At 43.3% G+C, this 14,849-nt stretch carries 10 protein-coding genes and 1 pseudogene; 4 read left to right on the top strand and 7 right to left on the bottom strand.

Translation table 11 applies throughout. The features are described from left to right. The 3 genes and pseudogenes from HWQ38_RS36080 to mnmG all read right to left on the bottom strand — a co-directional run. Positions 1 to 826, bottom strand: a pseudogene (locus tag HWQ38_RS36080) (hypothetical protein); the annotation flags it as partial. Beyond that, positions 816 to 938 (bottom strand): hypothetical protein, encoded by a 123-nt coding sequence (locus tag HWQ38_RS36085; RefSeq protein ID WP_292803977.1) that lies wholly within the window; start codon positions 936 to 938, stop codon positions 816 to 818. The gene HWQ38_RS36085 and the pseudogene HWQ38_RS36080, both read right to left, overlap by 11 nt. Before the next feature lie 26 nt (positions 939 to 964). Then, complete coding sequence (gene mnmG / locus HWQ38_RS36090) at positions 965 to 2,908, bottom strand: tRNA uridine-5-carboxymethylaminomethyl(34) synthesis enzyme MnmG (protein WP_292803979.1); 1,944 nt, start codon at positions 2,906 to 2,908, stop codon at positions 965 to 967. Positions 2,909 to 3,497: 589 nt separating this feature from the next. On the opposite strand from mnmG, the gene HWQ38_RS36095 reads away from it, so the two are divergent. Next, the gene (locus HWQ38_RS36095) at positions 3,498 to 4,370 is read left to right on the top strand and encodes a D-alanyl-D-alanine carboxypeptidase family protein (RefSeq protein WP_292803981.1); all 873 of its coding nucleotides are present in this window, start codon (positions 3,498 to 3,500) and stop codon (positions 4,368 to 4,370) included. 461 nt (positions 4,371 to 4,831) lie between these two features. Here the strand turns inward: HWQ38_RS36095 and HWQ38_RS36100 are convergent, their stop codons facing one another. After that, positions 4,832 to 5,194, bottom strand: coding sequence for a hypothetical protein (locus HWQ38_RS36100; RefSeq protein ID WP_292803983.1), 363 nt, complete (start codon positions 5,192 to 5,194; stop codon positions 4,832 to 4,834). An 854-nt stretch (positions 5,195 to 6,048) separates the two neighbouring features. Here HWQ38_RS36100 and HWQ38_RS36105 point away from each other — a divergent pair. Beyond that, positions 6,049 to 8,814: a calcium-binding protein gene (locus tag HWQ38_RS36105; protein WP_292803985.1), complete on the top strand. Its 2,766-nt coding sequence runs from the start codon at positions 6,049 to 6,051 to the stop codon at positions 8,812 to 8,814. A 162-nt stretch (positions 8,815 to 8,976) separates the two neighbouring features. Here the strand turns inward: HWQ38_RS36105 and HWQ38_RS36110 are convergent, their stop codons facing one another. Further along, positions 8,977 to 9,114, bottom strand: coding sequence for a hypothetical protein (locus HWQ38_RS36110; protein ID WP_292803988.1), 138 nt, complete (start codon positions 9,112 to 9,114; stop codon positions 8,977 to 8,979). A gap of 81 nt (positions 9,115 to 9,195) precedes the next feature. Between HWQ38_RS36110 and HWQ38_RS36115 the strand changes: the two genes are divergently transcribed. After that, a complete protein-coding gene (locus HWQ38_RS36115; protein WP_292803991.1) occupies positions 9,196 to 11,610 on the top strand; it encodes an endonuclease MutS2 in 2,415 nt (804 codons plus the stop codon). A gap of 262 nt (positions 11,611 to 11,872) precedes the next feature. Here HWQ38_RS36115 and HWQ38_RS36120 read toward each other — a convergent pair whose 3' ends face one another. Next, positions 11,873 to 13,477: an NAD(P)H-quinone oxidoreductase subunit N gene (locus tag HWQ38_RS36120; protein ID WP_292803994.1), complete on the bottom strand. Its 1,605-nt coding sequence runs from the start codon at positions 13,475 to 13,477 to the stop codon at positions 11,873 to 11,875. A 3-nt stretch (positions 13,478 to 13,480) separates the two neighbouring features. Here HWQ38_RS36120 and HWQ38_RS36125 point away from each other — a divergent pair, with 3 nt between their 5' ends. Continuing rightward, positions 13,481 to 13,660, top strand: a complete 180-nt coding sequence (locus HWQ38_RS36125; protein WP_292803997.1) for a hypothetical protein — start codon at positions 13,481 to 13,483, stop codon at positions 13,658 to 13,660. Positions 13,661 to 13,753: 93 nt separating this feature from the next. Here the strand turns inward: HWQ38_RS36125 and HWQ38_RS36130 are convergent, their stop codons facing one another. Next, entirely contained in the window at positions 13,754 to 14,815 is a 1,062-nt protein-coding gene (locus tag HWQ38_RS36130; protein ID WP_292804000.1) for a WD40 repeat domain-containing protein, read from the bottom strand. Positions 14,816 to 14,849: the final 34 nt, after the last annotated feature.

The following is a 14,849-nucleotide window of genomic DNA, read 5'->3' on the forward strand; positions in this document are numbered from 1 at the left end:
AAACGGGGACATAGATGCGTTCAACAACACTTCCAGAACGGTTAAGTGCTGGTGGCAATGCTGGGAAATTACCAGTTGCTTGCTCACTACCAAAGGCTATTTGGTTAGTATTTGCCCGACTGGAGAATCCCAAGCTGAGAGATTTTTGATTGCTTTTTCCTTCTTGCTTGTTTATAACTGCCAGCGCACTGAGCATGTAATCAACTAACTCTGCCTCAATTTCTGTTTTTATAGGCAACTGTGACTGCGATTGCGGCAGTAGAAGAACTGATTCCGGCAATTTGATATTTAAAAGATATATGACTCCAGACTCTACCAAGTAGATAGTACCAGCGATCGCCACGCCTAAAGTTGTTCCGACAATCAGCAGTTTGCCCAAAGTCTCACTACTTTTCTGACGCTTTCTACTAACTGCTTTAACTGTACTTAATTGCTTATCGTTATCTTCAACAACTGACTCTACTGCTTGGTTCGCTGTGGGTATAACTGTTTGCAGCACGTATTCTGGAGGCGACTGGCGTTGAGGTTGGGCGTAAACCCCAGCAACAGACTGCGATTTGTTCTGACTACTCTGCTTAACGGTTTCAAAAGGCAGATTAACACTAACATTTAGAATGTAGTCGATATCGGCAAAGAGTTCATCCATTAAACCATCAGCATAGTTTTCTATCGACCAAGGTTCGTTGGCGATTAAGTCTTCTGATGGTTCCGGTACAATTATGAGACGCGGACGGGTACTGGCTTCTTGTAACATAGATGTTCTATCTTTGTTGCTAGGACGGAGAAACGCCGCCCCTACTGCCTGAAAATTAGGATTAATAATCAAACATCAAATCCCTCGTCCCATTGAGACGAGTTGATTGAGGGTTGGTATTAAACTCAACTTTCATCAGGAGATTGTTGATGATGGCATTACTAAGATTTATGTCATCGATCATACCAATCTCACTCCCTACTACTATACTCAGTCTTTATGAACTTTGTGTGAAGCTAACGCTGGAAACTCCTTCTGGCTCTTGGTTCTACCCAATTCTAAATATAATAATAAGGCGTTAATATCTGCTGGGTTCACACCACCGATACGTGCCGCTTGACCAAGAGTGAGTGGTTTTACGTGAGTTAGCTTTTCCCGTGCCTCTTTGGAGAGGGTATCAATTATTGTATAGTCCAAATCCCCAGGTAAGTGGCGGTGTGCTTGGCGGGCAATTTGGTCAATCTGATTTTGTTGCCTAGCGAGATAGCCAGAATATTTAATCTCAATTTCTGCGCCTTCTTTCTCAGCGCGGTTCAAGTTGGGGTTTCCCAGTCCGAACCTGTCGAGATCAACGTAATGAAATCCCGGACGCCGCAGCAACTCATTCAGGGTAATGGAACCTTTAATTAATTGCTGAGTATCAGATGCGATCGCTATGCCAATTTGATCATATTCTTTAACGCGTGTAACTTGCAATCTTTGTTTTTCTGTGGTAATATTGGCTTGTTTTTCGGTAAATAGATCCCAACGGCGATCGCTAATCAAACCAATTTCTCGTCCCAAGGGTGTCAGGCGTTGGTCGGCATTGTCAGAACGCAACAGCAATCGATACTCAGACCTACTGGTAAGCATCCGATAAGGTTCGCGCAGGTCTTTTGTACACAAGTCATCAACTAGCGTCCCAATGTAACTTTGCTCACGCGCAAACACAATCATTTCTTGAGAGCGAACAAATCGAGCCGCGTTAATTCCCGCCACCAGCCCTTGGGCTGCGGCTTCTTCATAACCTGTCGTCCCGTTAATCTGCCCAGCACAAAACAGCCCCGGAATCTTCTTAGTCATCAGTGTGGGGTAACACTGAGTTGCTGGTAAATAGTCATATTCCACAGCATACGCCGGACGCAGCATTATACATTTTTCTAAACCAGGGAGAGTCCGCAACATCTGTAGTTGCAGATTTTCTGGTAAACCTGTAGAAAAGCCTTGGATATACAGTTCCGGTATCTCCCTTCCTTCCGGTTCAATAAAAATTTGATGGCTTTCCTTATCAGCAAAGCGCACAATCTTATCTTCAATACTGGGACAGTAACGCGGTCCTTTGGCTTCCACCCAACCGCCATAGACGGGCGAAAGGTGCAAATTATCCTGAATTAAGCGATGGGTTTCGGCAGTTGTGCGGGTGATGTAGCAAGGCAATTGTTCCCGTTCTACCCACACATCTGGGTCAAAGCTAAACCAGCGTACATCTTCATCCCCTGGCTGGATTAGCATTTTACTATAATCTACCGATCGCTTGTCTACCCGTGCGGGAGTTCCAGTTTTCAGCCTTCCGGTTTCAAATCCCAGACGATTTAGGGTTTGTGTCAATCCCTCAGCCGCAAATTCCCCAGCGCGTCCGGCTGGCATTGATTTGTTACCAACCCAAATTTTACCACCCAAGAAGGTGCCAGTTGTCAAGATAACTGCTTTACATTGGAACCCGACACCAAAATAAGTTTCAACACCGATGACTTCACCATTAGCGCCCAGCACCAAATCTGTTGTCATACTTTCGCGGATTGTCAAGTTTTCTTGATTCTCCACAATACTTTTCATCACTGCTGCGTATTCGCGCTTATCCGTCTGGGCGCGTAATGCCCAAACAGCAGGTCCCCGTGAAGAGTTGAGGATACGTTTTTGCAAGTAGGTGCGGTCTGCTACTTTCCCAATTTCGCCGCCGAGTGCATCTACCTCATGGGTCAACTGAGATTTGGCTGGGCCCCCCACTGCGGGATTACAAGGTTGCCAAGCGATTCTATCTAAATTGAGCGTCAATAGCAAGGTACGACAACCGAGGCGGGCAGAGGCGAGAGCTGCTTCACAACCGGAGTGACCTGCACCGACGACTATGACATCAAAAGCGTCTTGGAATTCAACGGAATTGTGCATGGTCATACTTAAACGATCAGCAAACTTTAGAGTTCTTTTCAATTTTAACTGTTCTAGTGGTTTCCTGGAGGTATCTTTTTGATAATAAAGTTATCAAATTTACTGGTACTCAATTAGAGACAAGTTTCCTCTTTAAACTTGAGTAATAGGTAAAAAATCTCATTTTTTTTAAAGATTGTGGCAATATTCCGGTTGATCTATCACAGGTATTTTTTATATGGTTAGCCATCAACAGAAATTGATTTATTACGGATATATATTAGATATCTTGCAAAAGTTATATAGAACCATATATAGCAGTTAGTAATTGCATGAAGTACCTCAGATCAAAACCTCACCCCCAACCCCTCTCCTTAGTAAGGAGAGGGGAGATAAAGCATAGTTTTATTGGTGTGAAGTTAAGCTGTAACTCATTCTTATTAAAAAAAGCTATATTGCAAAAAATTCATTACTTTGATTCCAATACACTTGGATTCAACATTTCTATCTTCTCTCAGGGTTCTTTGCGCCTCTGTGGTTTGTTAAAAAAAAGTTTTTAGCCTGAAGTGAATCGAATTGACTTTTATTATTGAATCAATTAGTCAACTATTTAAAAATGAAAATCATCATCAGAAAGAAAAGAAATATTACTAGACTTATCAGAAAGATAACTTTCATCAGTATTGTTATCTTAATAATTTTTACATTAGTAGCTAGTAATGATATTACCCACAATAAATTAGGTATAACTGCTCAACCATTAAACGGATGCTTGAGTACTGATTCATTACCTTGTACAGATACTTCTCAGCAGACAAGATTACAACCATTTATTCCCAACCCAGAATTAAATGATCAACAGCGTTTTTTATCTGCGATCGCAAAAAAGTTACCCACAATTCCTCAGCCTGGTACTTATGAATATATTTTGCTGCGGGCGTATGGCGCAGTCTTTGTAAATCAAGATGTCGAGATTAAATTGCCATCAACAGATATCTTTGCAAATGAACAAGAAACCCAGGATTTTCAAGCTACTTTAACGATGAGTCATGTTGATGGCACTAACGACTGTTACTTACAAAAATTGGCGGCTGATGCTTTCACTAAAGCGCGAATCCAACAAAAGATTCCGCTAAAATCTGGTTATGGTTTTGGTGATTGTACTCGCACTTTCAAAACAAATTTAATATTTTGGCATAAATATGCTAACGATCAAATTTTGGCAAAAGTTCAACAGGGCAAAGAAATAAAAATTCTTGGTTTGGTTGCACCTCCTGGGACTTCACAACATCTCTGGGGATTAGCAATTGATTTACGCATATCTAATCAAAAACAGAGAAAAGCTCTAAATCAAAATGGTTGGTTTCAAACTGTAGAAAACGATGTTCCACATTGGACTTATGTAGGTTTACCCGAAGATAACTTACTTCTGTTTGGTTTTAAGAAAAAAATTGTCCGGGGTATTACTTATTGGATTACGCCACTTTAAAACAAGTCGCAAGTCGTAATTCGTAATTAAAAAACCTTAATTTTCTCTTATACCATTTCAGACAAACACTGATACATATAAATTTCTCGTAGGGGCACAGAAAAAACTCGTACGTGTCAACTTAACGTAAAAGCCATGTCCCGCAAGGAACTGAAGTTCCTTGCTAATAGCTCAAGTCATCTCAAGATGACTAAATAATCTGAAAAATCTTTAGTCTACTTGAGTAGACTTTAGCTAAAAGCCAAAGAAATTTATTTCTGGGCGGGCGTGGAAGTCAACAAGCGATTTCTAGCTTAAGTTGACACCAATGAGCATTGCTGTGCCCCTACCAACGTATTTGTATCATTATTAAAGTGAAACGGTATTAGCCCAAATCGGTAAGCTTTGTTTTTGTAGCCACGAATGACCTTCACCAAAGCTTAACTTGACTACGCAGTTTTAGTATTATTACTCACTGGTTATTATGGAGTTGCCTTTGAGGGTGTTGCTGTGGTTTTGCGGGTGCGTTTGCTTTTGCGAAGACCACCCGCCATTTCATATTCACTACTGTCTGTACCGTAAGTAAATGCAATTCCAATTAGCATTTTATCAGTGAGTTCAGTTAAAGTTTTTTCCAATTCATCCATATTGGTTTTAGAAGAGTCAATTACAGATAGAGCAGTGTTATAAGCATCAATTTTGATGCGTAATTGCTGACTTATTTGGGTGATGTTTTGCAAGTTGCGAGTATCTCCAAAATCCATATCAGGATTAATTGCTCTGAGTCCAGCAACTCTTAATTCAGCTTTTTCGAGAGCGCGGTATGTACGTTTCTGACGAGACATATATATATTGGTTAGATTGTGTTCTAGACCTAGCTTGCCTTATTCAAGCGAGATTTTGGTTCAATAGAATCCACAAAAATTATTAGTGAGTCTAATATTAGCCTCAGCAATATTGACTAAAAACACGGTGAATTTAAGAAAAAAATCGTGAATTTAAGAAAAAAATCGTGACTTTAAGAAAAAAATCGTGACTTTAAGAAAAAAATCGTGAATTTAAGAAAAAAATCGTGAATTTAAGAAAAAAATCATGACTTTAAGAAAAAAATCACGACTTTAAGACGTAAAGCTTAGAGTTAAGACGCAATGAGTTGGAAAAGCGACGTTAAGGTGTCTAAAATCGGAAATATTCAGATAAACCTCAATTTTTTAACTTAATTGCCATAATGCACAGCCAGACTACGAAACTTCAAAAGCAATGCTGTGGGCTGCTGTCGGATTATCAGCCGCAATCTAAATCCATATTTCAATCAAGTCTTCTTCAGCTTTAGCAATGCGGATAAAACGTCTCACGAATTCACGCATCCTTTTGAGAAACTTGGCCTAAACGCCTACGGGCTTCCTGCTTAGTAGGTTCAATATCTGTATAGAATTATTGACTATAGCAATCCTATTTGATTTGCACTCCACCTACAGGCTCAGATCCCCGACTTCTTGAAGAAGTCGGGGATCTTTTGTTCGTAACTCATTTAGGATTGCTATAGGACTTACGCAAAATTACACGCTGTAGGAGCAATTCATGTAGCTTTAGCTGACCGCCGGGTATTGCCCCTAAGAAGAAAATCACAGTTTCGGCTATTGTTTGCGTAAGTCCTGCTGAAGTTATTGAAGAAATCCATTTAGATAGGTAGAAAGTTATGGCAAATATCAATGGCACCAACGGCAATGATACCCTCACTGGGACATCAAGTGATGACGTAATTAATGGTTTAGCAGGTAACGATAAACTATATGGTAAGAAAAGCTACGACATCCTCAATGGTGGCGCTGGTGACGATTACTTAAAAGTTGACTATTTATCAGGCAATACCACCCTCAACGGTGGCACTGGTGACGATACCTTGAATGCTAAGTATTCAACAGGCAATAACTTGCTCTTTGGAGGCGATGGCAATGATACTCTTTTGACCTCTAACTACGACGATGGCATCTATAACTCTAGGTATAGTAATAATAACACCCTCAACGGTGGCAATGGGAATGACACCTTCTATACTCAGGTGATTCATTATGGAACTGATAACTTGATGACTGGTGGCGGCGGCAACGATAAATTTGTTTACCAAGTGTCTAATGACAACATTTATGGGACACTTACCATCACCGATTTCGCTGGCATTGGTAAAGGCTCAAACCCATCAGCGGCGGCGATTGCCGAAGTGGATAGCTTGCAATTTACAGGTTCTAAGCAATTCACTGCCAGAAATTTGCAATTAACTCAAGATGGTAATAACTTAGAAATCAGCTTTGAAGGGGCGTATTATCCTAAAGTTGTCCTGCAAAACTTTGCCCTGGAAAACCTAGACAATTTAGCCCAAGTCGGTAATATCATGTTTGATGGGCAAACTAGCATCACAGACAGCTTTGATGTCTTCAATGCCAACTCTACCCAAAGCACCATCTTTAACAAGAACACAGTCACCTTCTTAAACGATCTCTTCAACAATGTCAACGGCTTTGACAACTCAGATGATGTAATTAATGGTCAGGGGGGTGATGACATCATTGACGGCAAGAGTGGCAACGACTTGCTGCGGGGTGGTGCGGGCAATGATACTCTCATTGGTGGTACCGGCAATGACACTCTCGACAGTGGTGCGGGGAATAACACCCTCAACGGTGGCAATGGTGACGATTACTTAATTGTCAACGATTCACTAGGCGGTAATTACAATTCTAGCGATCCAAGAGCCAATAATTTGCTCTTTGGAGGTGATGGCAATGATACTCTCTTCGCTTATAACGATTATGGTAATAACACTCTCAACGGTGGCAATGGAAATGACACGTTCTATAGTAGTACCAATGACATAGAATATTATCGTGGTTCGGGCAATAAAATTTTAACTGGTGGCGGCGGCAAGGATAAATTTGTTTTCCAGCGTTCTAACTTTGACAGTGGTACGATTACCATCACGGATTTCGATGGCATTGGTCAAGGCTTAAACCCATCAGCAGCGCTGATTGCCAAAGTGGATACCTTGCAATTTACAACAACTGATCCTTATTTCGAATTGCCATTAACTGCGAGAAATCTGCAATTAACTCAAAATGGTAACAACACAGAAATAACTTTTGAAAACACGCTTCTTTTCAAAGTGGTCTTGCAGAACTTTGCACTGGAAAACCTAAACAATTTAGCCCAGGTTGGCAATATCCTGTTTGATGGGCAAACAAGCATCACGGACAGCTTTGATGTCTTCAGTGCCAACTCTACCCAAAACACCATCTTCAACAAGAACACAGTCACCTTCCTTAACGACCTCTCCAACAAGGTCAACGGCTTTGACAATTCAGATGATGTAATTAATGGTCAGAAGGGTGATGACATCATTTACGGCTTGAGTGGCAACGACTTGCTGCGGGGTGGTGCGGGGAATGATACTCTCATTGGTGGTACTGGTGACGATGTTCTATTGGATAATTCCGATTTAACAGGCGATAATTTGCTCTCTGGGGACGATGGCAATGATTTCCTCTCCACTTCTGGCGTCATTAGTCGAGCCCCTTACGGCGACATCCACTTCTATGGCTATGTGTCTGGCAATAACACTCTCAACGGTGGCGCTGGTGACGATAAATTAAGTGCTGGCCTTTCAACAGGCGATAATTTGCTCTCTGGGGGCGATGGCAATGATTCCCTCTCTGCCTCTGGCTATTATGGGTATGAAGTCGCATTCATCCCCGTTTCTGGCAATAATACCCTCAACGGTGGCGTTGGTAACGATACCTTGAATATTGACTATTCAACAGGCAATAATTTGCTCTCTGGGGACGATGGCAATGATTTTCTCTCTGCCTCTATAGCGAGGAACTACAGCCTCGGAGAAGATTATGCCGCCTCTGGCAATAATACCCTCGACGGTGGCGCTGGTAATGATACCTTACTTGCTGACTATTCAAAAGGCAATAACCTATTGAATGGGGGCAATGGCAATGATTTTCTCTCTGCCATAACTGCTTTCGGGAATGACACCCTTGATGGTGGCAATGGCAATGACACCATCAAGGGTGGCGATGGCAATGACATCCTCGCCGGTGGGAAGGGTAATGATAGCCTTTATGGAGGGACTGGTATTGATACCTTTGCTTTCACTAATTACAGTGAAGGTGTAGATAGAGTTTATGACTTCAACGCCACTAATGAACTGATTCAGGTATCGGCTGATAATTTTGGTGGCGGGTTATCGTCATCAATAGGTTCACTTGAAGCTAGTCAGTTTACAATCGGAACATCTGCAACGACAAGCGATCAACGATTTATTTATAACAACGTTACAGGGGGACTATTTTTTGATGAAGATGGCAGTGCGGGTGGATTTACTCAGGTAAAATTTGCACAATTATCTGTTGGTTTGTCACTAACAGAAAGCAATTTTGTAATTATGTTTAATCGTAATTAGCTCTCCATCACGAAACGCTGTAGGAAAATAGAAATCTTCATATTTCTGAGGATAAGACTGGCTCTAATTGCATTTTTCAGTCTGGTAGCGATGACCTGATTATTAAACAAGCAGCTTGTCCTCAGGCGATTTCTACGATAGTCTATTCGCTGACGCTTTTGATCAACACAAATGCGTCACAGTCGGTCGTAGCGATCGCTTACGACCGGAGAAGCTAATCGCAGAAGTTTCTCCAAAGACAACGCCTAATAACCTTGTTATAAAGGAGAGGGAAGCTAGAGACAGGATGAAATTTTGCATTTTATTTTATTTAATCCACGTTCCTTTTGTCCATCTAGGAGCTAGAATTGTTACAATAATTTCAGATTAGATATTGAAACCTTGATCCAATCTGAAACCTTAGAATTATTAGAATGGCATCGCCTCTGCCGGCACCTTGCCACTTTTGCGGCAACTAAGCTGGGGGCGACAGCTGCGCGTCATCTGAAAATACCCGATACTCAGACCGAAAGCGAACAGTTGTTAGAGCAAACCAAAGAAGTGTACCAACTGGAAACTCGCCTGACCACGGGACTGTCATTTGAGGGAATTCAAGATATTGGCGATTCCTTAGAACGGGCAGAACGTAGCGGAGTTTTGACGGGGGATGAACTGTTAGCGATCGCTACTACCCTAGCTGGTGCGAGAAATTTGCGCCGTGTGATTGACAATCAGGACGATTTGCCCATACTGACTGATTTGGTTGCCGATTTGCGGACTTATCCAGAACTAGAACAGGAAATTCACCGATGTATTGATGAACGAGCACAAGTAACTGACCGCGCCAGTCAAAAACTGGGAGAAATTCGCACAGACTTACGGCGATTACGCAGCCAAATTACTCAAAAGCTACAAAATATCTTACAGGCAAAATCTGGAGCAGTTCAAGAACAGCTGATTACGCAACGGAGCGATCGCTTTGTCATCCCGGTAAAAGCACCTCAAAAAGATGCCATCCCCGGCATTGTCCACGATACCTCTACTAGTGGTGCGACACTGTATATAGAGCCGAATTCAGTAGTGCCTCTAGGCAACCAACTGCGGCAGATCATCAGAAGAGAGCAAGCCGAAGAAGAAACGGTACGCCGCGTTTTGACCGAACTTGTAGCCGCAGTTAAACCAGATTTAGAGCGGTTATTAGCGATCGCTACCACTTTGGATCTGGCAACCGCTAGATCACGGTATAGTTACTGGCTAGGAGCGAATCCGCCGCGATTTATTGATCGCAAAGACAATGAAATCATTACCTTGCGGAACTTACGACATCCTCTATTAGTCTGGCAGCAACAGCATGAACAAGGGCAACCAGTAGTTCCTGTAAATTTACTTATCAGTCCGCAAATCCGGGTAGTGACAATTACCGGGCCAAATACTGGCGGTAAAACTGTAACCTTAAAAACTTTGGGGTTAGCGGCATTAATGGCGAAAGTGGGTTTATTTGTCCCCGCCCGCGAACCAGTGGAAATGCCTTGGTTTGATCAGGTGCTAGCAGATATTGGCGATGAACAATCCTTACAGCAAAGTTTATCTACATTCTCTGGACATATCCGGCGGATTAGTCGGATTTTGGAAGCATTGGGAAGCAAAGGAGATGAGGGAGAGTCCAATGCCCCATACGCCACTCCCCACTCCCTAGTTTTACTTGATGAAGTCGGCGCCGGCACCGATCCAGTTGAAGGTAGCGCCTTAGCGATCGCCTTGTTGCAATATCTCGCCAATCATGCCCAGCTAACGATCGCCACCACTCACTTCGGCGAACTCAAAGCCCTAAAATACGAAGACGAGCGGTTTGAAAATGCCTCTGTAGAATTTGATGAAAGTACTCTCTCGCCTACTTACCGTTTGCTGTGGGGCATCCCCGGACGTTCTAATGCCTTAACTATTGCCCTACGCTTGGGATTAAAACCAGAAGTGGTAGAACAGGCAAAAACTCAAGTGGGAGAAGCCACAGATGAAGTTAATCAAGTGATTGCTGGCTTAGAAGCGCAACGCCGCCGCCAGGAAACCAAAGCTGCGGAAGCCCAAAGTTTATTGCAGCAAGCGGAACGTTTATACAAAGAAGTATCCGCAAAAGCCGCAAGTTTGGAGGAGAGGGAAAGCAGTTTGCGGGCTTCACAAGAAGTAGCAGTCCAACAAGCGATCGCTCAGGCAAAAGGTGAAATTGCCCAAGTAATTCGCCGTTTGCAGAAAGGTACGCCTACAGCCCAAGAAGCCCAGCAAGCAACCAATGCTTTGAATCAAATTGGCCAGCAATATCAGCCGGTAACGCCAGCAAAACCAAAAGCTGGGTTTATGCCGAAAGTAGGCGATCGCCTCCGTGTTCCCAAACTGGGACAGACAGCAGATGTGATCACCGCCCCTAATGAAGATGGGGAGTTAAGCGTTCGCTTTGGGCTAATGAAAATGACTGTGAAGTTGGAAGACGTAGAATCTTTAGATGGTCAAAAAGCCGAACCAGTCGTCAAACCTAAACCAGCACCAGCAGCAGTCACGCCACCACCGCAAAGTGTCCCAGAAATTCGGACTTCCCAAAATACCATAGATTTGCGTGGTAAGCGGGTAGCTGATGCTGAATACATTTTAGATAAAGCGATTTCGGAAGCTACAGGCCCAGTCTGGATTATTCACGGGTACGGCACTGGTAAGCTGCGACAAGGTGTTCACGCCTTTTTGCAACACCATCCCAGAGTGAACAACTACGAACCAGCAGAACAAGCAGATGGCGGCACCGGTGTCACCATTGCTCATATCAAGTGATCGCTTCCGATGGTAGTAAAATCAAATTACTAATCATATACTCAATCACTGGTAGCGATCGCTGTGCCCCTACGAGAAATCTATATGTATCAGGGTTTGTGTGAAATGGTATAAGAAGAAAATCATTCTTTTCGGCTATTGTTTGCGTAAGTCCTGATAAGTTTGAAATTTGATTTTAAGTTAAAAGATATTACAAACGCCTGTCTGCTTATTAGCAAACAGGCGTGTCTTCGAGTACAAAGTTTGGTTGAGATTCAGGTTATTAAATCTTCGCAGTAGAATCAACTGAGGGTTGAGACTGACTAACCGAATCTAACTTTGGCAAAAGCAGGAGATTTTGTGCTTTTACACTACTGTTGATTGTTGCTTGCAAAATGGGGGTATTGGAGATGGAATTGTTCGCCAATGTAAACAGTGGATTTGACAAAACCCCTGCTATGGTAGTGGCAATTAATGTTACCACCAAGCCGACCTGCAAAGGTCTCAGTCCCGGCAAATCCCAACGCACTTGGGGATAATTCTTCACTGCGTCGGATATTTCATGGGGTTCTTTGACAACCATCATCTTAACTACGCGAATGTAGTAGTAGATGGAGACGACGCTGGTAACTAAGCCCAGCAAAACTAACCAATAAAGTCCTGCTTGCCAACCAGCCCAGAATAAGTAAATCTTGCCGAAAAACCCCGCGAATGGTGGAATACCACCCAAGGAAAGCAGGGAAATACTCAATCCTAGTGTTAGGAGTGGGTCTTTTTGATATAAGCCAGAGTATTCCGAAATCTGGTCGGTTCCCGTTCGCAGTGAAAACAGAATGATGCAGGTAAAGCCGCACAGATTCATGAACAGGTAAACCAGTAGGTAAAATATCATACTGGCATATCCTGCCTGTGTACTAGCAATCAAGCCAATCATCACAAACCCAGCTTGGGCAATGGATGAATAAGCTAGCATCCGTTTCATGCTGGTCTGGGCTAGGGCGACTACGTTACCCAAAATCATGCTGAGAACGGCCAGAGCAGTGAAGACAAACCTCCACTCGTCAGCAACAAGAGGGAAGGCTGTTGTCAGCAAGCGGATGGCTAGGGCAAACCCAGCTGCTTTGGAACCGACAGATAAAAAGGCGATTACTGGGGTGGGAGCGCCTTCGTAAACGTCTGGTGTCCACTGGTGGAAGGGTGCAGCAGAGATTTTGAAGCCAATACCGGCGATCGCAAAAACCAAGGCAATCACTAAACCTAAAGATTGTCCGACTTTAGCTGTGGCAATGCCATTAGCGATCGCACTCAGTTCAGTTTGTCCTCCAGATAATCCATACAGCAGTGATACACCGTACAAAAATATTGCCGTACTGGAAGCTCCAATTAACAAGTATTTCAGCGACGCTTCATTGGAGCGGGGGTCACGCTTGGTATAACCTGTCAACAAATAAGAGGAGATACTCAGGGTTTCTAGGGAGATGAAAATCATCACCAACTCACTAGCCCCGGATAAAAACATCCCTCCTAAAGTAGCACTCAGCAAAATAGCGATGAATTCGGCTAAAGGGGTGCCACTCTGCTCAACGTAGCGAATTGACATCAGTATAGTGGCGATCGCAGACAAGGCAATAATTCCGCGAAAGACGATACTCAGGTCATCACCGTTAAAGCTACCAGTAAAACCGATGGGATTAGGAGAGTCCCATTGAAAATATAGGGCGATAATCGAAGCAAATAAACCAGCGATCGCTAGATATCCAATCCAGCGTGCGGATGTACGCCCCAAAATCAAATCAACTATCAAAACCCCTAAGAGGGTGAGAATAACAATCCCCTCTGGCAAAATCGTTCCAGCGTTCAACTGGGATGCAATATTAGCAAAATCCATGAGATGTATAGGTTTTGGCGATTAGACGTTAAGGCTAACTCTGTTCACTCTAGCAAGTTTTCTAATTACGGGACTAGCTATTTTAACAAGAGCTTAACAGCTTGGGTAGAGATGGCGATCGCCAAGAAGCCAGGGCGAATGGAATTCGCGGCTACACAAACCAAGTCTGCCTCCGCAGACTAAGAAAAAATTAAGGTTTTTAACCCACGGAGGTGGGTAAAGCCTCGTGTAGACGCGGTTTCTAACCGCCCTTTTAACTACGAATTACGAATTATTTTAACTCCGCCCGAATCCTTGACCCCGCAAAACCTTTGACCAAACAACTAATTCGCCCTGATCACCGCCGGCGGCCAGTAACTTGCCTTGGGGATGCCAAGCTAGGCTAGAAAATCCTCCTGAGACACCTGTGATAATTTGGGATATTTCCTTGGCTTTATTCCACAAACATAACCACCCATCAGCAGCAGCAGAAGCCAGAAGGAAGCTTTTGGGTGCAAAAGCGATCGCATTGATCACACCCACATGATTAGTTAAAACTCGCGCTTCCCAACCTAAAGAATCATCCTCTAGCTTTTCCCAAACCACAATACCTTCAACGCTAGAAGATGCCAGTATTGGCGCACCTACTTTCGTGGTAGCTTCTGACCATGCCAATTGGCGAATTTTACCAGGGAAGCCACGCATTACCCAAGGGTCGGGGTTGTTCCATTCCAAAACGGTGACACTCCGATCCATATTGCCAGAAGCCAGGAATTTGCCATCAGGCGACCAAGCCATAGCTAAACTGACAGTAGTCATATCTAAGCTGTATGGGTCTTCATCCCAGTTTTGACTATGCCAAATCTTCACTCCCTTATAACCACTAATCGCTAAGTATTGTCCGTCAATGCGCCAATCTATACCCAATACTGAAGAGTTATCAAAATTCAGCGTCACGACAATTTCATGAGAATCTGCATCCCAGACTTGGACGTAACGCCCCAAACTAAAAGCCAGTTGGTTACTGGTATAATTCCAAGCTAGCTTGTCAACCCATGCGGGGGCATTTGACAAAGTAGCGATTAATTCAGTCTCGCGCCAAATTTTCACCTGTCCATCTTGTCCGCCAACGGCTAAAAATTTTCCATCTGGCGAAAAGGCGAGACAATCTACTGATTTACCGTTACCAGTTTGCAAAGTTGTGAGTTCGCCATCATTCCACAAAACTACTTCCCCGGCGGCGGAAGTTGCGGCTAAAATTTTACCTTGTGGCGACCAAGCGATCGCAGTTACATAATCTGAAAGTGTCCCCGAATAGTGTTGTTCAAATTCCTTTGATTTGCTGGTTGTGGAATTCATATTTTATACAGAAGTTAGGAGTTATAAGTTAGGA

Source organism: Nostoc sp. NMS7 (assembly GCF_017115085.1).
GTDB lineage: Bacteria > Cyanobacteriota > Cyanobacteriia > Cyanobacteriales > Nostocaceae > Nostoc.